General features: G+C 70.2%; 23 protein-coding genes. 7 read left to right on the top strand and 16 right to left on the bottom strand.

The features are described from left to right. Nucleotides 1–69: 69 nt before the first annotated feature. Together ACFWY6_RS21850 and ACFWY6_RS21845 are read right to left on the bottom strand one after the other, a co-directional pair. Entirely contained in the window at nucleotides 70–273 is a 204-nt protein-coding gene (locus ACFWY6_RS21850) for a hypothetical protein (RefSeq protein ID WP_135333243.1), read from the bottom strand. Nucleotides 274–655: 382 nt separating this feature from the next. After that, entirely contained in the window at nucleotides 656–937 is a 282-nt protein-coding gene (locus ACFWY6_RS21845; protein WP_384692814.1) for an acylphosphatase, read from the bottom strand. Between the two features lie 130 nt (nucleotides 938–1,067). Here ACFWY6_RS21845 and ACFWY6_RS21840 point away from each other — a divergent pair, with 130 nt between their 5' ends. Beyond that, entirely contained in the window at nucleotides 1,068–2,018 is a 951-nt protein-coding gene (locus ACFWY6_RS21840) for a CAP domain-containing protein (protein WP_384692811.1), read from the top strand. Nucleotides 2,019–2,101: 83 nt separating this feature from the next. Continuing rightward, nucleotides 2,102–2,509, top strand: a complete 408-nt coding sequence (locus tag ACFWY6_RS21835; protein WP_384692808.1) for a winged helix-turn-helix transcriptional regulator — start codon at nucleotides 2,102–2,104, stop codon at nucleotides 2,507–2,509. Here the strand turns inward: ACFWY6_RS21835 and mutM are convergent. The 9 genes from mutM to ACFWY6_RS21790 form a co-directional block, all read right to left on the bottom strand. Next, nucleotides 2,482–3,342: a bifunctional DNA-formamidopyrimidine glycosylase/DNA-(apurinic or apyrimidinic site) lyase gene (mutM, locus tag ACFWY6_RS21830; RefSeq protein WP_384692806.1), complete on the bottom strand. Its 861-nt coding sequence runs from the start codon at nucleotides 3,340–3,342 to the stop codon at nucleotides 2,482–2,484. The genes ACFWY6_RS21835 and mutM overlap by 28 nt on opposite strands. Before the next feature lie 97 nt (nucleotides 3,343–3,439). Beyond that, complete coding sequence (gene rnc, locus ACFWY6_RS21825) at nucleotides 3,440–4,270, bottom strand: ribonuclease III (RefSeq protein WP_384692803.1); 831 nt, start codon at nucleotides 4,268–4,270, stop codon at nucleotides 3,440–3,442. Between the two features lie 7 nt (nucleotides 4,271–4,277). Beyond that, the gene (rpmF, locus tag ACFWY6_RS21820; RefSeq protein ID WP_003965982.1) at nucleotides 4,278–4,451 is read right to left on the bottom strand and encodes a 50S ribosomal protein L32; all 174 of its coding nucleotides are present in this window, start codon (nucleotides 4,449–4,451) and stop codon (nucleotides 4,278–4,280) included. Between the two features lie 2 nt (nucleotides 4,452–4,453). Next, complete coding sequence (locus ACFWY6_RS21815; RefSeq protein WP_266873144.1) at nucleotides 4,454–5,098, bottom strand: DUF177 domain-containing protein; 645 nt, start codon at nucleotides 5,096–5,098, stop codon at nucleotides 4,454–4,456. Nucleotides 5,099–5,255: 157 nt separating this feature from the next. Then, complete coding sequence (locus ACFWY6_RS21810; RefSeq protein WP_384692800.1) at nucleotides 5,256–6,287, bottom strand: cell division initiation protein; 1,032 nt, start codon at nucleotides 6,285–6,287, stop codon at nucleotides 5,256–5,258. Nucleotides 6,288–6,347: 60 nt separating this feature from the next. Continuing rightward, nucleotides 6,348–6,827 carry a pantetheine-phosphate adenylyltransferase gene (gene coaD / locus ACFWY6_RS21805; protein WP_365495018.1) on the bottom strand — a complete coding sequence of 160 codons (480 nt, stop codon included), beginning with the start codon at nucleotides 6,825–6,827 and terminating at the stop codon, nucleotides 6,348–6,350. 26 nt (nucleotides 6,828–6,853) lie between these two features. Beyond that, nucleotides 6,854–7,447, bottom strand: coding sequence for a 16S rRNA (guanine(966)-N(2))-methyltransferase RsmD (rsmD, locus tag ACFWY6_RS21800; protein ID WP_360773449.1), 594 nt, complete (start codon nucleotides 7,445–7,447; stop codon nucleotides 6,854–6,856). A 71-nt stretch (nucleotides 7,448–7,518) separates the two neighbouring features. Continuing rightward, on the bottom strand, nucleotides 7,519–9,708 hold the full coding sequence (recG, locus tag ACFWY6_RS21795; RefSeq protein WP_384692796.1) for an ATP-dependent DNA helicase RecG: 2,190 nt from the start codon (nucleotides 9,706–9,708) through the stop codon (nucleotides 7,519–7,521). Between the two features lie 72 nt (nucleotides 9,709–9,780). Then, nucleotides 9,781–11,436, bottom strand: a complete 1,656-nt coding sequence (locus ACFWY6_RS21790; RefSeq protein ID WP_384692793.1) for a DAK2 domain-containing protein — start codon at nucleotides 11,434–11,436, stop codon at nucleotides 9,781–9,783. Between the two features lie 252 nt (nucleotides 11,437–11,688). On the opposite strand from ACFWY6_RS21790, the gene rpmB reads away from it, so the two are divergent. Continuing rightward, the gene (rpmB, locus tag ACFWY6_RS21785; RefSeq protein ID WP_064070327.1) at nucleotides 11,689–11,874 is read left to right on the top strand and encodes a 50S ribosomal protein L28; all 186 of its coding nucleotides are present in this window, start codon (nucleotides 11,689–11,691) and stop codon (nucleotides 11,872–11,874) included. A 116-nt stretch (nucleotides 11,875–11,990) separates the two neighbouring features. Here the strand turns inward: rpmB and thiD are convergent, their stop codons facing one another. Next, a complete protein-coding gene (thiD, locus tag ACFWY6_RS21780) occupies nucleotides 11,991–12,794 on the bottom strand; it encodes a bifunctional hydroxymethylpyrimidine kinase/phosphomethylpyrimidine kinase (protein ID WP_384692790.1) in 804 nt (267 codons plus the stop codon). A gap of 2 nt (nucleotides 12,795–12,796) precedes the next feature. After that, nucleotides 12,797–13,762, bottom strand: coding sequence for a thiamine-phosphate kinase (locus tag ACFWY6_RS21775; protein WP_384692787.1), 966 nt, complete (start codon nucleotides 13,760–13,762; stop codon nucleotides 12,797–12,799). Between the two features lie 209 nt (nucleotides 13,763–13,971). Here ACFWY6_RS21775 and ACFWY6_RS21770 point away from each other — a divergent pair, with 209 nt between their 5' ends. Then, nucleotides 13,972–14,205 carry an Lrp/AsnC family transcriptional regulator gene (locus ACFWY6_RS21770; protein ID WP_016642988.1) on the top strand — a complete coding sequence of 78 codons (234 nt, stop codon included), beginning with the start codon at nucleotides 13,972–13,974 and terminating at the stop codon, nucleotides 14,203–14,205. A gap of 20 nt (nucleotides 14,206–14,225) precedes the next feature. Beyond that, on the top strand, nucleotides 14,226–14,714 hold the full coding sequence (locus tag ACFWY6_RS21765; RefSeq protein ID WP_384692784.1) for a DUF3515 domain-containing protein: 489 nt from the start codon (nucleotides 14,226–14,228) through the stop codon (nucleotides 14,712–14,714). Nucleotides 14,715–14,726: 12 nt separating this feature from the next. Here ACFWY6_RS21765 and ACFWY6_RS21760 read toward each other — a convergent pair whose 3' ends face one another. From ACFWY6_RS21760 to ACFWY6_RS21750, 3 genes are read right to left on the bottom strand one after another with little or no spacing between them, the layout of a single operon-like run. Then, on the bottom strand, nucleotides 14,727–15,908 hold the full coding sequence (locus ACFWY6_RS21760; protein WP_384692781.1) for a D-alanine--D-alanine ligase family protein: 1,182 nt from the start codon (nucleotides 15,906–15,908) through the stop codon (nucleotides 14,727–14,729). Nucleotides 15,909–15,942: 34 nt separating this feature from the next. Further along, nucleotides 15,943–16,953 (bottom strand): NAD(P)H-dependent glycerol-3-phosphate dehydrogenase, encoded by a 1,011-nt coding sequence (locus ACFWY6_RS21755; protein ID WP_384692779.1) that lies wholly within the window; start codon nucleotides 16,951–16,953, stop codon nucleotides 15,943–15,945. After that, on the bottom strand, nucleotides 16,950–17,729 hold the full coding sequence (locus tag ACFWY6_RS21750) for a lysophospholipid acyltransferase family protein (RefSeq protein ID WP_384692776.1): 780 nt from the start codon (nucleotides 17,727–17,729) through the stop codon (nucleotides 16,950–16,952). Before ACFWY6_RS21750 ends, ACFWY6_RS21755 begins: the two co-directional genes overlap by 4 nt. Nucleotides 17,730–17,929: 200 nt before the next feature. Between ACFWY6_RS21750 and cofC the strand changes: the two genes are divergently transcribed. Next, nucleotides 17,930–18,565, top strand: coding sequence for a 2-phospho-L-lactate guanylyltransferase (gene cofC, locus ACFWY6_RS21745; protein WP_384692774.1), 636 nt, complete (start codon nucleotides 17,930–17,932; stop codon nucleotides 18,563–18,565). Between the two features lie 13 nt (nucleotides 18,566–18,578). Then, nucleotides 18,579–18,782 carry a hypothetical protein gene (locus tag ACFWY6_RS21740; protein WP_384692771.1) on the top strand — a complete coding sequence of 68 codons (204 nt, stop codon included), beginning with the start codon at nucleotides 18,579–18,581 and terminating at the stop codon, nucleotides 18,780–18,782. The last annotated feature ends 36 nt before the right edge of the window (nucleotides 18,783–18,818 follow it).

Raw genomic sequence — 18,818 nt, 5'->3', positions numbered from 1 at the left:
TGATCATTACGCCAATGATCGTTACGCAGCACCTTGCGAGGACAGACGCCTTTACTGAGGTGGCAGTGGTCAGGTGAGCGCAGGCTCCGCCTGGGGTACGTCGATGCTCTCCAGGAGCGATTCGTGAGAAGCGGCAGCCGCGAGCGCGTCGTTCTCGGCCTGGATCTTCACGAGCTCAGATTCCAGGTCCTGGACGCGCTGCTGGAGCCGTCGCATCTCGGCGAGAAGTCGCGGGTCGGAACCGCCGACGTAACCGAGAAGCGCCTTTGCCATGATGGATGGTCCTCCACAATGAGTGACCGACCGAAGCGGTGTGGGTCGTGAGGGAATCGCACCCGCGGTGCTTGGCACTCGTTGTTCCTGCTGGTCTTGCTGGCCGTTCTCACATGCCAAACAGCTAAGGTGCGCGGGGCTTCCAGAGTCTCACCAAAAAGTTTGACGGTCAACACGATCACGCCCCGTATTGGCGGGCAACCCGGGGGCGTCGCGCCGTCAAAACTGCGGCGCTGCCTCTGCTGCGGGGCCCTGGGGGCGTGTCGATCATCCTTACCTGCGGAGCCTGCCACGGCAAGGGGTTCTTGGCAACCACCAGGTCTTTCCTGCCCGAGGCAGTTGCCTTGGGCACTCCTGTGCGGGCCCGCACTTCCAGTCTCCGTCAGCGAATCGCGAACGTCTCGTAGACGCCGCGCGGGGTGTCCCAGATCTCAGTGACTCCGTCGACACGGCCGGGAGTGTCGCCGTCCCGCAGCCAGTCGAGCAGCTCCTGGGCGCCCGCTCGCGGACCCTCGGCGACCACTTGTACGCGACCGTCCTCCAAATTGAGAGCAAAACCACTCAGGCCGCCGATCTCCAGCGCCCTCGCCCGCGTGAACCAGCGGAAACCCACGCCCTGCACCCGGCCGCGCACCCAGGCGGTGAGTCTGACTTCTTCGTTCATGGGTGCACGCTAACCGGCCAATTGCTCTCGGAGCACTTCGCCCCCATGCGCCATCGCGTACAGTCCCGACTCGATGAGCCTCACTCGTATGGGTGAGTCACGTTGACCGCTAGGACGAGGAAGGCCAGAGATGGGACGCCACCGACGCTCCGGCGCAGGGGGAGCCGCCACCGGCCGCGCCACTGGGGCCCCCGCCCCGTACGCCGACGACTACGCGGGCGCCCCCGAGCCCCGCACCGCCGCCGTGTCGCACCGCCGCAAGGGCCGTGTCGCCGCACCGGTGCGCACCGGCCTGCTCGGCGTGTCCGCCGCCGTCGCGATGGGCGCCGTGGCGATCGCCTCCGGCCTGGTCCCCGGCTCCGACAACTACTCGCTTGGCGGAGGCGGCGACTCCAACAAGGTGCGTTCCGCGAGTTCCCCCACCGGTGTGGCCCCGCAGGGCGGCGCGGACACCGATGCCGACGCCGGCCGCGAGTCGGCCGCGCCGAGCCGCGGCACGGACCGCACCGAGGCACCGGACCCGTCCCCCTCGCAGTCCACCGAGACGCCCTCGCGGAAGCCGTCCGAGAAGCCCTCGTCCCAGGCACCGAAGCCCAAGCCGGAGCCGGAAGAGAAGACGAAGGCGCCGAGCCCCTCGCGCACCGCCCCGCAGAAGCCGAAGGCGCCGCCGGCGCCGGCGCCGAGCTCGAAGTCGCCGTCCTCGGAGGCCACGGCCGAGGCCGAGGTACTCACCCTCGTCAATGAGGAGCGGGCCAAGGTGGGCTGCTCCCCCGTGCGCGCGGACGCCTCGCTGGCCTCGCTGGCCGGTGACTTCAGCTCGGACATGGCCACCCGCGACTTCTTCGACCACACCGACCTGGACGGCGCGACCCCGTGGGACCGCGCAGAGAAGGCCGGGATAGCGAATCTGGGCGGCGAGAACATCGCGCGCGGCCAGGCCAACGCCCAGTCCGTGATGGACGCCTGGATGAACAGCTCCGGCCACCGCGCCAACATCCTCAACTGCGACTACAAGACCCTGGGCGTCGGTGCGCACTTCGCGCCGGGCGGCCCGTGGTGGACGCAGGACTTCGGCTTCTAGGACGAGCCCGCGCCCGATCCGAAGCGCTAACTTTTAGTTAGCGCGACCCGTGACTCAGCGCTGTGCGCGAGTATGCTGTCCGCATGGAAGCGACCACCCGGACCGAAGACGCCCCGACCCCGGACCTGGCGTACGACGTGTTCTCCAGGCAGTGCCCCTCGCGCGGCACGCTGGAGCACGTCACGGGACGGTGGGGCGCGCTCACCCTGGGCGCGCTGTACGACGGCACGTTCCGTTTCAACGAACTGCGCCGCCGTGTCGACGGCGTGAGCGAGAAGATGCTGTCCCAGACGCTGCACGCGCTGGAGCGCGACGGCCTGGTGCACCGCGAGGCTCAGCCCACCAACCCGCCCCGCGTGGACTATGAACTCACCCCGCTGGGACGGGAGTTCGCGCAGCGCCTGATGACCCTCGTGCACTACATGGAGGGCCGGATGGACGACGTACTGGTGGCGCGGGAGCGTTACGACGCGGAGCGCGGCCGGCGCTGACAGCGCGGGCAGAAGTAACTGGAGCGGTTCATCCAAGGGCGTCGGCGCATGGCCGTGCCACAGCGGCGGCACGGCTCGTCCTCACGGCCGTAGGCATCGAGCGACCGCTCGAAGTAGCCGGACTCGCCGTTCACATTCACGTACAGGCTGTCGAAGCTGGTGCCGCCGACGGCGAGCGCCGCGTTCATCACATCCCGTACGTGGCCCAGGAGTTCGGCCGTGCGCGGCCGCGTGAACGTGGCGGTGGGGCGTTCGTAGTGCAGCTTCGCGCGCCAAAGCGCCTCGTCCGCATAGATGTTGCCGACTCCGCTGATCAACGACTGGTCGAGGAGGGCGCGTTTGATCGTCGTACGACGTCGGCGCAGCGCGTCGTGGAAGGCCGCGTCGTCGAAGAGCGGGTCCAGCGGGTCGCGGGCGATGTGCGCGATGACGTCCGGGAGTCCGTCCGGGGTGTTCTCGTGCAGCGAGAGCCCGCCGAAAGTGCGCTGGTCGACGAAGCGCAGCTCGGTGCCGAGGGTGTCCGCGAAGCCCATCCGGATCCTCAAGTGCTTCTCGTCCGGGGCCTCTTGGGGCTGGACGAGCAGCTGCCCGCTCATGCCGAGATGGGCGAGGATCGAGGTGCCGCTGTCTTCCAGGGGCAGCCAGAGATACTTGCCGCGCCGCATCGCCGTACCGACGCGCTGCCCCTTGAGCCGGAGCGCGAAGTCCGCTCCGCCCGCGAGATGCCGCCGCACGGCACGCGGGTGCAGCACCTCGACCTCGGTGACGGTGCGATGAGCCACCCAACGCTCAAGGCCGCGCCGGACGACTTCGACTTCGGGCAGCTCGGGCATGACGCTTGTCCACTTCGGGATAACGGGCGGGTGAGCGGGAAAAAGCTGGTGCCGGCCGCCCAAGAGGCGGCCGGCACCAAAAACGGTGGAACAGCGGTCAGACGGAGGGTGCGTCCGCAACCCCGTCAGCCGAGGCGGCAGCCGCCTCCGCAGCCTTGATCCGCTCATCCGCGGCAGCGCGAATCTCGCGCCACGCGGACTCCGCGGCCTGCTGCTCCGCTTCCTTTTTGCTGCGGCCGGTGCCGGTGCCGTACGAGACGCCTCCGACGCGGGCGGCAGCAGTAAAGGTCTTCTCGTGGTCCGGGCCGCTCTCCGTGACGAGGTACTCGGGCACGCCGAGGCTCTCGGTCGCGGTGAGCTCCTGGAGGCTGGTTTTCCAGTCCAGGCCCGCGCCCAGGTTCGAGGACTTCTCGATCAGCGGGTCGAAGAGCCGGTGCACCAGCTCGCCCGCCGCGTCCAGACCCTGGTCCAGATAGACCGCACCGATCACCGCTTCAAGGGTGTCGGCGAGGATGGATGCCTTGTCCCGGCCACCCGTGCCCTCTTCGCCCCGGCCGAGCCGGATGAAGGAGCCGAGGTCGAGGCCGCGACTGACCTCCGCAAGCGCACGCGAATTGACCACCGCGGCCCGCAACTTGGCCAGCTGGCCTTCGGGCAGGTCGGGGTGGGTGCGATAGAGCGTGTCCGTGACGACGAGGCCGAGCACCGAGTCCCCGAGGAACTCGAGCCGCTCGTTCGTCGGCAGGCCGCCGTTCTCGTACGCGTACGAACGGTGGGTCAGCGCACGCACCAGAAGGGCGGACTCGAGTTGGTACCCGAGCCGCCCTTCCAAAAGCGTGTGGGACGAGGCCGTGTTCTCCGCCTGCTTCTTGGCGTTTTCCGCCTTGGCGTCATCCGCCATTTTGTGGCTAGACACGGTGCCTCTCACCAGCCGCTCAGACCTCGAGGACCTGGCGCTTGTTGTACGTGCCGCAGCTCGGGCACGCGATGTGCTGCAGCTTCGGCTCCTGGCAACGCTCACACGAAACCAGGGTGGGGACCGCAGCCTTCCACTGCGACCGGCGGTGGCGCGTGTTGCTGCGCGACATCTTCCGCTTCGGAACAGCCACGGCTACTTCTCCTGCTTCTCGTCGACGCCAGCTTCGGCGCCGCTCATCTCGTCCTTCTCGCCGTCCTGGATGGTCCCGGCGAGTCCCTGCAGTGCCGCCCAACGGATGTCGACGGCGTCATGGTGGTGGTCCGGGTCGTCCGCGAGCCGCGCTCCGCACTGGGAACACAGGCCCGGACAGTCGTCCTGGCACACCGGCTGCATCGGCAGTGCGAGCACCACCGCATCACGCAGCACAGGCTCGAGGTCGAACATGCCGTCCTCGAGATAGAGCCTGTCCTCATCTTCCTCGGCGTCGTCGGCCGGTTCCGCGGTGCGGCTCCGGTCGTCGGCGTCAGGGTACGAGAACATCTCCTGGAAATCCGCGTCGACCTCAAGCGTCAGCGGCTCCAGACACCTTACGCACTCCCCCTCGGCCGATGCACGGGCGGTGCCTGTGACAAGCACCCCTTCCATGACCGACTCCAGGCGGATCTTCAGCTCGACCGGGGCGCCCTGCGGCACTCCGATGACCCCTTCGATGCCGAAGGTCGCCGGCGAACCGGGGGCCTCGACGGAACGGGTCAGCCGCTGCAGCGCACCGGGACGCCGACCCAGCTCGTGTGTGTCGAACACGAGAGGGTTGCGGTGGTCAAGGCGAGCACTCAGGGCTTTTCCTGCTTTCAGATCCTGGAAGTTCAAGGAGGCCACCCCGCCATGAGTGAGAACTAGGTGCTCTCTCACAAGCCGGGCAGCCTGGATCGCGGACGTACGCGCGACCGAAGAGCCAGGATACTGGACCATTCGCTCTCGGCCCAATCCGGTACTAGCGACCCTGTTCGTACTGGCGCAGCTGCTCCGCGGTGATCATGCCGGTGTCGAAGAGGCTGGCCTCCTCCAGCGCCGCGGGAGCCTCGTAGTGAGGCTGCTCGTAGCCCTGCTGCTGGTAGCCGTACGGATCCTGCTGCTGGTAGCCGTAGGGGTCCTGCTGGGCGTACTGCTGCTGGTACGTGTACTGGTCCTGCTGCTGGTACGCGTAGGGGTCCGGCTCCTGCTGGGCGGCCGGGGCGTAGGGCTGCTGTGCCGGGATCTGGGGGGCCGCAGGGGGCTGCTGCGGGGCGGCGGGCGCTGCGGCGGCCATGGGTCCCGCGAGGTCCGCCAGGTACTCGGCGTCGGTGGTGTGCGCCTGGGAGGAGCCGTCGCCCTGGGCCAGGCCCGCGAGGTCGTCGGCGGGGGCCCTGCCGTGCAGTGTCTGGCGGCCGCGGCCGACCGCCTCCAGGGTCTTGGCCAGGACCGCCTCGAAGGCGCCGAGCTTGGCGTCCACGTACGCGTCGGCGTCCCGGCGCAGCGTCTCCGGGTCGTGGCTGCGCTCCGGGGCGTCCTCGTCCTCGTAACCCTGCTCGTCGAGGCCGGGTCCCGTGCCGAGGAGCTTCTCGCGGCCGCGGCCGACCGAGCCGAGGGTCTTGGTGAGGACGACCTCGAAGTTGGCGAGCTTGCTGTCCACGTAGTCGTCGGCCTCGACGCGGACCTCTTCGGCGGCCTGGCGGGCCTCGGCGAGGATGCGGGCCGCCTCGCCCTGGGAGTTGCGGGCGACCTCCGTGTCGGAGATCAGCGAGCCGCGTTCGGCGTGCGCGGTCTCGATGATCCGCTCGGCCTCCTGGCGGGCCTGCTCGACCAGCTGCTCACGGCCGCCGATCAGCTCCTGGGCCTGGGCGAGGGAGCCGGGCAAGGCCTGGCGCACCTCTTCGAGCATCGAGAGCAGATCGGCGCGATTGACCACGCACGAGGCCGACATGGGCATGGAACGGGCGCTGCCGATCGCCTCGACGATCTCGTCGATCTTCTTCTGCACGTCCACCGTGTGCTCGCCACTCTCTACAGCTCGTTGGGAGACGGACGGGAAGACTGTAGCCCCTGATCAGCCTTTGGCGAGGCGCTTGTTGAGGGCTTCGAACACCAGCGGGGGCACCAGGTGCGCGACGTCGCCGCCCCACGCCGCGACCTCCTTGACGAGCGAGGAGGACAGGAAGCTGTAGGTGGGGTTGGTGGGCACGAAGAGGGTCTCGACGCCCGAGAGGCCGTTGTTCATCTGGGCCATCTGCAGTTCGTAGTCGAAGTCGCTGACCGCGCGCAGGCCCTTGACGATGGCCGGGATGTCGCGCTGCTTGCAGAAGTCGACGAGGAGGCCGTGGAAGGACTCGACCTCGACGTTCCCGAAGTCGGCGGTGACCTCACGGATCATCTCGATCCGCTCCTCGACGGAGAAGAGGCCCTTCTTCGACTGATTGATCATCACCGCGACGTGCACCACGTCGTACAGCTTGGAGGCGCGGGCGATGATGTCGAGGTGTCCATTGGTGATGGGGTCGAATGACCCCGGACAGACGGCGCGGCGCAACTGAAGTCCCTCGCTCTCCGGTCCGGTCATGGCGCGATCACTGAGTCGTCGCACGTAGAGGCGGCGCGACCGTACCAAAACGTGCCTTCGCCGTAGCGACGGGACCTCAGCGCTTCGAAACCGTCGGGCCAGCTGAATTCTCCGCCTCTGGTACTGCGTTCAACGGTGACGAGCGCGTCGTCCGTGAGCCAGCTTTCCGCGCGGAGTGTGAGCAGGATCTCGCGAAGATCGTCATCGGTGACCGCGTACGGCGGGTCGAGAAACACCAGGTCGTACGGGGCGCTGGGGGTGCCGCCCTGGACGATCTGGGCCGCTTTGCCCGCCCTCACCTCGGCGCCGGGCAGGCCGAGCGCCTTCACGTTCTCCCTGATGGTGCGCACCGCGCGGGCGTCCGTCTCGACGAGCAGGGTGTGGGCGGCGCCGCGGGAGAGCGCTTCGAGGCCGACGGCGCCGGACCCGGCGTACAGGTCGAGGACGCGTGCGCCGTCGAGCGTGCCCTGGAAGGCCTGCCAGGTGGAGAACAGGCCCTCGCGCGCGCGGTCCGACGTGGGCCGTGTGCCGTTTCCTGGCGGGACGGCGAGGCGGCGTCCGCCGGCCGTACCGGCGATCACGCGGGTCATCTGAGTCCTTGTCGGTGTACGTACGGGATGGTGCCGTCCCAGTGTCTCAGCCGACGCCCCATGACCGCCGCTCAGCCCTTGTCGAGGTACTGCTCGCGCTCGGCGTCGAGCAGGGCGTCGAGTGCGGTGCGCAGCGCGGGCAGGTGCTCCAGGTCCGGGTCCTTGGAGACGACCGAGGCGGCCTCCTCGCGGGCCTCGGCGATGATCTCCTCGTCCTCGATGACGGCGAGCATGCGCAGGCTGGAGCGGACACCGGACTGCGCCTGGCCGAGGACGTCGCCCTCGCGGCGCTGCTCCAGGTCGATGCGGGAGAGCTCGAAGCCGTCGAGCGTCGAGGCGACGGCGCCCAGGCGGGCGCGGGCGGGGCTCGCCTCGGGCATGTCGGTGACCAGGAGGCACAGGCCCGGGGCCGAGCCTCGGCCGACGCGGCCGCGCAGCTGGTGCAGCTGGGAGACGCCGAAGCGGTCCGCGTCCATGATCACCATGGCGGTCGCGTTCGGGACGTTGACCCCGACCTCGATGACCGTCGTGGCGACCAGGACCTGGGTCTCGCCCGCGGCGAAGCGGCGCATCACCGCGTCCTTGTCGTCGGGCTGCATCCTGCCGTGCAGGATCTCGACCTTGAGGCCTTGGAGGGGTCCTTGGGAGAGCTGCTCGGCGACCTCGATGACGGCGAGCGGGGGCCGCTTCTCCGCCTCGTCCTCGGCCCACTTCTTCTTGGCGCTCTTCTTGTCGTCCTCCTCGTCGCCGATGCGCGGGCAGACCACGTACGCCTGGTGGCCGTTCTCCACCTCCTCGCGCACGCGCTCCCACGCGCGGGCGAGGAAGTGGGGCTTCTCCTCGGCGGGGACGACATGGCTGGCGATCGGCGAGCGGCCCGCGGGGAGCTGGTCGAGGACCGAGGTCTCCAGGTCGCCGAAGACCGTCATCGCGACCGTGCGCGGAATGGGCGTGGCCGTCATGACCAGGAGGTGCGGGGGCTGCTTGCCCTTGCCGCGCAGGGCGTCGCGCTGCTCGACCCCGAAGCGGTGCTGTTCGTCGACGACGACCAGGCCCAGGTCGTGGAACTGGACCTTGTCCTCGATCAGCGCGTGCGTGCCGATGACGATGCCGGCCTCTCCGGTGACCAGGTCGAGCAGCGCCTGGCGACGCGCGGCGGCGCCCATGGAGCCGGTGAGCAGCGTGACCTTGGTGGCCTGCTCGGAGCCGCCCAGCATGCCGCCCTCGGCCAGCTCGCCCATCATCTCGACGATCGAGCGGTGGTGCTGCTGGGCGAGCACTTCGGTGGGCGCGAGCATCGCGGCCTGACCGCCCGCGTCGACGACGGCGAGCATGGCGCGCAGGGCGACCATCGTCTTGCCGGACCCCACCTCTCCCTGGAGCAGGCGGTGCATCGGGTGCTCGGTCGCCAGGTCGTCGAAGATCTCCTTGGAGACCTTCTCCTGGCCTTCGGTGAGCGTGAAGGGCAGCTTGGCGTCGAAGGCGTCGAGCAGGCCGCCCTCGCTGGGCTTCCGGGCCACCGCGGGCAGTTGCGCGTCCGCGTACCGCCGCCTGGCCAGGGCCACCTGGAGGACGAAGGCCTCGTCCCACTTCAGGCGGTCGCGGGCCGATGCGATGTCCGCCTTCGAGTGCGGCCGGTGGATCTTCAGGAGCGCTTCGTGGAGCGGGACGAGGCCGCGGCCGTCGCGCAGGGCGGGCGGCAGCGGGTCGAGGGCTTCCTGGGCACTGGGCAGTACCGCGTCGACCGACTTGGCGATCTTCCAGGACTCCAGTTTGGCGGTGGCCGGGTAGATCGGGATGAGGGCGCCGGCCCAGGAGTCCACAGCTTCGTCGGCGTCACCCTTCAGTAGTTCGTACGCGGGATGGGCGAGCTGCATCTTGCGGTTGAAGACGGACACCTTGCCCGCGAACATCGCGCGCGTGCCCGGCAGCAGGTCCTTGTGCGGCTTGTGGATGCCCCGGCCGAAGAAGACCAGCTGGAGCTGGCCGCTGCCGTCGGTGATCGTCACTTCGAGGCGCTGACCGCTGCCCCCGTTGAACCTCAGGACGCGGGCGGTCGCGACCTGGGCGACCACCGTGACGTGCTCGTCCAACGGCAGTTCGGCGAGGCGGGTGAGCTCGCCCCGCTCCGCGTACCTGCGCGGGTAGTGGTGCAGCAGGTCGCCGACGGTGTGCAGGTCGAGGTGCTCGGCCATCACCTTCGCGGTGGGAGGACCGACCACTTTCTTCAGGGGTTCATCGAGCGCGGGCACGAGATCCATTGCACACCACGCCACTGACAATCCGGCGTACGTCCCCCGAATCCGCCTCCGGCCGATGGCGCCGCACGCCGGCTACTCGACGCCGATGAGGAGCAGCGCCGACTGGCGTCCGCCGCGGTAGACCACCGTGTCGACGGCGAGATGGACCTCGCGCACATGCTTCTCCAGCTCGTCGGCGAGGCTGTCGGGCACGCTCTCGCCGAGCACCAGCGTGACCATCTCGCCGCCCGCGGCCAGCATCCGGTCCAGGACGGTCCGCGCGGTGTCGGTCGTCTCGTCGCCGATCACCGCGACATCGCCGTCGATCAGGCCGAGGACGTCCCCGGCCTGGCAGATGCCCGCCATGGTCCACGACTGCCGCTCGGCGACGGCCAGTTCGCCGTACCGGGTCGCGCCGGCCGCCGAGGTCATGGCGACGACGTCCTCGTCGAAGCGGCGGTCCGGTTCGTGCACGGCCAGGGCCGCGATGCCCTGGACCGCGGAGCGGGTGGGGATCAGCGCGACGCGTACGCCCTCCGTGCGGGCCTGCTCGGCGGCGGCCGCCGCGGTGTGGCGCAGCTCGGCGTCGTTCGGCAGGAGCACCACCTCGCGCGCGTGCGCCCGCCGGATCGCCTCCACGAGCTCCCCGCTGGCGGGCGGCTCCCCGGGACGCGTGAGCACCGTGGTCGCCCCGGCCTCCGTGTAGAGACCCGCGAGCCCCTCGCCCGGTACGACGGCGACGACCGCACGCTGCGTACGTTCCTGCTCCCCGGGCGGCTGCGCGGCCCCGGCGGTGTGTGCGTCGCCCGCTCCGAAGTGGGTGATGCGGATGCGGTGCGGCCGCCCCGCCTCGACGCCCGCCTCGACCGCGGCCCCCGCGTCGTCCACATGGACGTGGACGTTCCACAAGCCGTCGCCGCCGACGACGACGAGCGAGTCGCCGAGTCCGTCGAGCCGCGTCCGCAGGCGGCCGACGGCCGCGTCGCCCGCCTCCAGGAGGTAGATCACCTCGAAGGCCGGGCCCGCCTCGTCGGCCGCCGTGTCCGCGCACTCGACGGGCTCCACGCGCGCGTGCCCGCTCCCGGCCGCCTTCAGGAGCACCGTCTCCCCGGAGAGGGCCCCGACCAGAGCCCCGAGGACCGCCACGAGCCCACGCCCTCCGGCGTCCACCACTCCGGCCCTGCCCAGCACCGCGAGCTGCCCGGTCGTCGCCTCCAGCGCCCGGCAGGCGCCGTCGTACGCGGCCCGCGCCACCGCCCCGCAGTCCCCGCCCCTGCCGGACGCCGCGTCCGCCGCCGCGGTGGCCACCGTGAGGACGGTGCCCTCGACGGGGTGCGCGACCGCCTGGTAGGCGGATTCGGCAGCTCGCCGCAGCGCGACCGCCAGCGTCGGCCCGTCCGCGTGATCCGGGTCACGGCCGTCCCGTGTGTCGGCGCCGAGCACCTGCGCCATCCCCCGCAGCAGCTGCGAAAGGATCGTGCCCGAGTTGCCGCGGGCCCCGATCAGCGCGCCGTGCGCCATCGCCCGCATGGCCTCGGCCAGCGATGGGCGGGCGGGCTCCAGGCCGGTGAACACCGCGTCGACCGCGCGGGACGCCGATTCCACGGTCAGATAGAGGTTCGTTCCGGTGTCCCCGTCCGCGACGGGGTAGACGTTGATCGCGTCGATCTCCTCGCGGGCCCCTCCCAGGGCGTCCAGAGCGAGGCGGCACCAGGCGCGCACCGCGACGGCGTCGACGTTCTGCGGCACCTGCTGGCCTCCTCTAAGGCATCCGGAATGGACGCAGCGTAGACCCGGACGGCGGGCGGGCCAGGGGTGGGCCCGAGGCGGAGCCCGGGCGAGACATGGTAGTTTCGTTCTACCGAAGCAGTCGTTGTATGCTGCTCCGGTTGCCCGATACCCATCGGGCCATTCCTCCTGGCAACGCCACCCACGATCATTGCACTGATCCCGGCATGCCGGGTTTAACCGTAAGTGCATCTGAAGTCTTTGGAGTGACCCGTGGCTGCCAACTGCGACGTCTGCGGCAAGGGGCCGGGCTTCGGCAACAACATCTCGCACTCTCACCGCCGCACGTCCCGTCGCTGGAACCCGAACATCCAGCGCGTTCGTGCCGTGGTCAGCGGGACGCCGAAGCGGCTCAACGCCTGCACCTCGTGCATCAAGGCCGGCAAGGTCTCGCGCTGACGCAATTCCCCAAGCTCTTAATGAGCAGGGGATGCCCCATTGCGCGGCCACCTAGCTGGTTGCTGAAAGAGCCGGTCCCCTTCGGGGGACCGGCTCTTTCGTATGCCCGCGCAGACTTACCGCTCCCTGAACCGCCACGCATGATCCACGGGCCCGATCCCGCCGCCGAGCGGGAACCCGGCCGCGATCGCCCCGGTGACGTACTCCTTGGCGGCCGCCACCGCCTCCGGCACGGGCAGGCCCTTCGCCAGGTGCGCGGCGATCGCGCTGGCGAGGGTGCAGCCGGTGCCGTGCGTGTGGCGGTTGTCGTGCCGCGGCGCGCGCAGCCAGTGCTCCTCGGAACCGTCGGTGAGCAGGTCCACCGCGTCGCCCGGCAGATGGCCGCCCTTGATGAGCGCCCACTTCGGGCCGTACGCGAGGAGGGCCGCAGCGGCCCGCCGCATCCCGTCCTCCGACTCGACGTGAAGGCCCGTCAGTTGGGCGACCTCGTCGAGGTTCGGCGTCGCGACCGTGGCGACCGGGAGCAGTTTCGTACGGACCGAATCGAGCGCGGACGCGGCGAGCAGCGAGTCGCCGTGCTTGGAGACGCCGACCGGGTCGACGACCGCGGGGGCGTCCGTGCCCGCGAGCAACTCGGCCACGGTCTCGACCAGTTCGGCCGATGCGAGCATGCCGGTCTTCACGGCCTGTACGCCGATGTCGTCGACGACGCTGCGGTACTGGGCCCGCACCGCCTCCCCCGGCAGCTCCCAAAAGCCCTGGACGCCCAGGGAGTTCTGCGCGGTGACAGCGGTGACGACGCTCATGCCGTGCGTGCCGAGCGCGAGCATCGTCTTCAGGTCGGCCTGGATGCCCGCGCCGCCGCCGGAGTCGGAGCCGGCGACGGTCAGCACACGCGGGGGCCGTGCGGACACCGTCATGATCAGTCCTCGAGGTTGTCGCCGAAGTGGTCCCAGCCCTTGCTGGTCCAGGGCGCGCCGTCCACCGTCACCTGGGGCAGCGCCGAGGGGTTGAGGACCTCACCGATGACCTTCCAGCGTGCGGGCAGCTTCACGTCCGCGGGGAACGTCGCCACGATCGCGTGGTCCTCGCCGCCGTTGAGCACCCACTGGAGCGGGTCGACGCCGCAGGCCTGGCCGATGTCGTTCATCTGCGTGGGCACATCGACGTCGCCGGAGCGGATGTCGATGCGTACCTTGCTGGCATCGGCGATGTGACCGAGGTCGGCGATGAGCCCGTCGCTCACGTCCGTCATGGAGGTCGCGCCGAGCCCGGCGGCCGCGGGGCCCGCGTGGTACGGCGGCTCGGGCCTGCGGTGGGCCTCCACGAAGGCGCGGGGCGAGCGGAAGCCGCGCGAGAGCACCGCGTGCCCGGCGGCGGACCAGCCCAACCAGCCCGTGACGGCGACGACATCGCCGGGCTGTGCGCCCGCGCGGGTGACCGGCTCGTGGTTGCGCAGATCGCCGAGGGCGGTGATCGCGACGGTGATCGTGTCGCCGCGTACGACATCGCCGCCCACGACGGCCGCGCCCGCGACCTGACACTCGTCCCGCAGGCCGTCCATCAGCTCGGTGGGCCAGCTGGCGGGCAGTTCGGCGGGGACGACAAGACCAAGGAGCAGCGCGGTCGGCACGGCACCCATGGCGGCAATGTCGGCCAAGTTCTGCGCGGCGGCCTTGCGGCCCACGTCGTACGCGGTGGACCAGTCGCGGCGGAAGTGCCGCCCTTCGAGGAGGATGTCGGTGCTCGCCACGACCCTGCGGTCGGGGGCGGCCACGACGGCGGCGTCATCGCCCGGACCGAGCCGGACGGCCGGAGTGGAGGTGAGCCGTGAGGTGAGTTCCCTGATGAGCCCGAACTCCCCCAACTCGCCGACGGTTCCCTTCACCGGGACTCACCATGCCCTTTCACGCTGCTCGGCTTGCGGTCGCGAGCCGTCACTGTCATAGGTACGGTCGAGAAGACCGTCAACTTCGGTTGTCCGTCCACCGCGATGTGCGCGCCACAGCTCCCCCGGGTCTCCCCGCGAGAAGCGGCGACGCGGTACCGTGGCGTCCCTTCTCCCCACATGATCCTCGTGGCCGCCCTGGAGGTTCCGTGGTACAGGCGTACATCCTGATCCAAACAGAGGTCGGCAAGGCGTCGACCGTCGCCGAGCTGATCGGCAAGATCCCAGGAGTGATCCAGGCCGAGGACGTGACCGGACCCTACGATGTCATCGTGCGCGCGCAGGCGGACACGGTGGATGAGCTCGGCCGCATGGTGGTCGCCAAAGTCCAGCAAGTGGACGGCATCACGCGGACCCTGACCTGCCCGGTCGTGCACTTGTAGCCCCCGTCTACCCTTGGCCGGTGAAGATTTCCCGTCGCCGGCGCCGTTGTCTCGTCTCGAGCCCCGCAATCGCACTCCTGATCGCGACCGCGGGCTGCTCCTCAGCAGACGAAGCGGCGAAGGCCTCGGTTCCCACCCCGGACGCCAAGGTCACCGAACTCTGCCGGAACCTGGACAAACAGCTTCCGGAGAAGGTGGACGGTCTGGTGCGCGCCGATCCCGAGCCGAAGTCGGCGCTGACCGCCGGGTGGGGAGACCCGGCGATCATACTGCGCTGCGGTGTCCCCCGGCCGCCGAAGATGAACGACGCCGAGGCGGACGGTGTGACCGTGAACGGCGTCAACTGGCTGCTCGAGGAGCAGGACGACGGCTCGTTCCGTTTCACCTCCACTCTGCGCAAGGCGTACGTGGAGGTCACCCTGCCCGAGGAACGCGCGGGGGGCGGCGTGAGCCCGCTGACGGACTTCGCCGCCCCCGTGAAGAAGACGGTCCCCAAGGGGATCGCGTAACGCCGCCAGGGGCTAGCGCAGCCCCGTCGAGCGGTGCAGCGCCGCCTGGATGAGACGGTCCACGAGCTCGGGGTAGCTGACGCCGCTCGCCTCCCACATCTGCGGGTACATCGAGATGGGCGTGAAGCCCGGCATCGTATTGATCTCGTTGATCACGAACTGCCCCTCCTCGGTGAGGAAGAAGTCCGCGCGCACCAGGCCCTCGCAGGACGTCGCCTCGAAGGCGTCGACCGCGAGCCGCTGGATCTCCGCGGTCTGCTCGGGCGTCAGCGGGGCCGGCACGATCCCGGGCGTCGAGTCGATGTACTTCGCCTCGAAGTCGTAGTAGTCGTGCGACTGCACGGGCGGGATCTCGGCGGGCACGCTCGCGCGCGGGCCGTCCTCGAACTCCAGGACACCGCACTCGATCTCACGGCCGCGGAGCAGCGACTCGACGAGGATCTTGGGGTCGTGGCGCCGGGCCTCCTCGATCGCCTCGTCGAGGCCTTCGAAGGAGTCGACCTTCGTGATGCCCATCGAAGAGCCGCCGCGGGCGGGCTTGATGAACAGCGGCCAGCCGTGCTCGCCCGCGAACTCCGCGATCTTCTTGCGGGCGGTCTGCTCGTCGCGGTCCCATTCGCGCGGCCGGATCACCAGGTACGGGCCGACGGGAAGACCGAAGGAGATGAAGACCCGCTTCATGTACTCCTTGTCCTGGCCCACCGCCGACGCGAGCACACCGGCGCCCACGTAGGGCACTCCGGAGAGCTCAAGGAGCCCCTGGAGGGTGCCGTCCTCGCCGTACGGACCGTGCAGCATCGGGAAGACGACGTCGACCTCACCGAGCGCCTTGGGCACGGAGCCGGGCTCGCTGTAGACGACCTCGCGGTTGCCGGGGTCCAGGGGCAGGACGACGCCGCCCTCGGCCGACTCGGCGAGCTCGGCCACGTTGGGCACCTTGCGGTCGGTGATCGCCATGCGCTCGGGTGCGTCGGCGGTCAGCGCCCAGCGGCCGTCCGTCGTGATGCCGATGGGCAGGACGTCGTACTTGGTGCGGTCGATGGCACGCAGTACGGCACCCGCCGTGACGACCGAGATGCCGTGCTCCGAACTGCGGCCGCCGAACACGACGGCCACACGCGGCTTGCGGAGCGGCAGCTCAGAGCTCTGCTCGGGGCGCGCCTTGGGGCTCTGGGGGAGGTTCTCGCTGCTCATATCGGCTTGAGGGTACCCGCTGGTCTGACGAGAGTCAGCGCCGCTCGGGCTTGGCGCTGCGCGACATCAGCTCCTTGAGGGCGACGACCGGCGGCGTGCCCTCGTGCACGATGCCCACGACGGTCTCCGTGATCGGCATGTCGACGCCGTGCCGGCGAGCCAGATCCAGCACCGACTCACAGGACTTGACGCCCTCGGCGGTCTGCTTGGTGACCGCGATGGTCTCCTCCAGGGTCATGCCCTTGCCGAGGTTGGTGCCGAAGGTGTGGTTGCGCGAGAGCGGCGACGAGCAGGTCGCCACCAGGTCGCCCAGGCCCGCGAGTCCGGAGAACGTCAGCGGGTCGGCGCCCATCGCCAGGCCGAGCCGGGTGGTCTCGGCGAGGCCGCGGGTGATGAGCGAGCCCTTGGCGTTGTCGCCGAGGCCCATGCCGTCGGCGATGCCGACGGCGAGCCCGATGACGTTCTTGACGGCGCCGCCGAGCTCGCAGCCCACGACGTCGGTGTTCGTGTACGGGCGGAAGTACGGGGTGTGGCAGGCCGCCTGGAGGCGTTGCGCGATCGATTCGTCGCGGCAGGCGACCACGGCGGCGGCAGGCTGCCTGGCGGCGATCTCGCGGGCCAGGTTGGGTCCGGTGACGACGGCGATGCGGTCGGCGGGGACCTTCGTGACGTCCTCGATGACCTCGCTCATCCGCATCGCGGAGCCGAGTTCGACGCCCTTCATGAGGGAGACGAGCACCGTGTCGGGGGCGAGCAGCGGCGCCCACTCGGCGAGGTTCCCGCGCAGCGTCTGCGAGGGCACGGCGAGCACGGTGAAGTCGGCGCCGGCCGCGGCCTGTGCCGGGTCGGTGGTCGCCCTGAGGTTCGCGGGGAGTTCGACCTCGGGGAGGTAGTCCGGGTTGCGGCGCGAGGAGTTGACGGCGTCGGCGAGTTCGGCGCGACGGGCCCACAGGGTGACGTCGCACCCCGCGTCGGCGAGCACCATGCCGAAGGCCGTACCCCAAGAGCCGGTTCCGAAGACGGCCGCCTTCACGGGGTTCGTCACTTGCTGTCCTCCGGGGTGCTCTCGGGTGCTTCCAGACCACTGCGGCCGGTCGCCTTGCGTCGTTGTGCGAGCCGCGCCCTGCGCGGGTCGTAGGGGGTCTCGGGAGCCTTCTCCCCCCGGATCTCCTCCAGGAGTTCGGTGACCGCGGCCATGATGGTCTCGGTCACCTCCCGCAGGACCTCGGGGGTGGGCTCCTGCTCGTAGAAGCGTGAGAGGTCGACCGGCTCGCCCGCCAGGACCTGGAGCTTCTTGCGAGGAAAGAGGCTGAGCTTCTTGCTGTACGGGGGAAGCGCGAGGTTGGCGCCCCACTGCGCGACCGGGATCACCGGGCACTTGGTCTCCAGAGCGACCCGCGCGGCACCGGACTTGGCGGTCATCGGCCACATCTCGGGGTCCCGGGTGAGGGTGCCTTCGGGGTAGAACGCGACGCATTCACCGCGCTCGATCGCGCCGACCGCGGCACGGAAGGCGTCGAGCGCGTTCGTGGTCTCGCGGTAGACCGGGATCTGTCCCGTGCCCTTCATGACCTTGCCGACGAAGCCGTCCTTGAAAAGGCCGTCTTTTGCCAGGAATCGCGGCACTCGTCCGGTGTTGTACTGAAAGTGCGCGTAGGAGAGCGGGTCGATATACGAGTTGTGATTCACGGCAGTGATGAATCCGCCGCGCGCCGGAATGTGTTCCATTCCACGCCAGTCCCGCTTGAACAGAACCACCAGCGGCGGTTTAGCGATGACCGCCGCCAGGCGGTACCAGAAGCCGATTCTGCGGCGGGACACTCGGACACCTTCCTCCATGAACCTGGTCGGCCGCACAAGTGTCGCCCCAGGCTGCCTGTCTGTCGAGAACACCGTACGCCCGCCCGTCTCCCGCCACCGCCCCTATGCAGAGGCGCTACGCGATGCTCCTCCCCACTCCCTCATGACGAAGCCCCCCAGCAGGTCACAATGGCCCGGACGCGAAGGACGGAGCCGCCCCCTTGCTGTGGACCCTGGTCATACCCCTGAAACCGCTGGCGCGGGCCAAGAGCAGGCTGGCGGACACCGCGGGCGACCGACTGCGCCCGGGGCTCGCCCTCGCCTTCGCCCAGGACACCGTGGCCGCAGCGACGGCCTGCGCGGCGGTGCGGGATGTGGTGGTCATCACGGACGACGGCCACGCGGGCCGCGAGCTCGCGGCCCTGGGGGCCCGGATCGTGCGGGACGAGCCCCCGGGGGGCCTCAACGCCGCCCTGGCGCACGGGGCATCGGCCGTGCGCGCCGAGCGGCCCGCGGCGGCCGTCGCGGCGCTCAATGCCGATCTGCCCGCACTGCGCCCCGCGGAATTGGCCCGGGTTCTCGACGGGGCGGCACAATTCCCCCGCGCATTCCTGCCCGATGCCGCAGGAATCGGAACGACACTGCTGTCCGCCGCACCCGGAGCGGAATTGCGCCCCGCATTCGGCACGGCGTCCCGTTCCCGCCACACGGCTTCGGGAGCGGTGGAACTCCCGCTCGCCGGCGTCGATTCCGTACGCCAGGACGTGGACACCGGCGACGATCTGCGGGCCGCGCTCGCGCTGGGCGTCGGACCGCGCACCGCGTCGGCCACCGCCCGCCTGCTGATCGCCGACTGAGTACGCTGCCTCCATGCAGGCGACCGCGTACACGTACGACCCCGAGACCCACAGCGGCAGCGTGCTGCTCGACGACGGCACCCCGGTGCCCTTCGATCCGCCGGCGTTCGACGCGGGCGGCCTGCGGCTGCTCAGGCCCGGTCAGCGGGTCCGGATCGAGGTCGAGGGTGAGGGCGAGCAGCAGCGCATCACGCTGGTGACGCTGCAGACGTTCTGAACCCCCTGAGCGGGCCCGCGGGGCCCCACACACGCC

The sequence above is a fragment of the Streptomyces sp. NPDC059037 genome, assembly GCF_042740015.1.
Lineage (GTDB): Bacteria > Actinomycetota > Actinomycetes > Streptomycetales > Streptomycetaceae > Streptomyces.
This window is presented reverse-complemented; position numbering and strand designations above follow the sequence as displayed.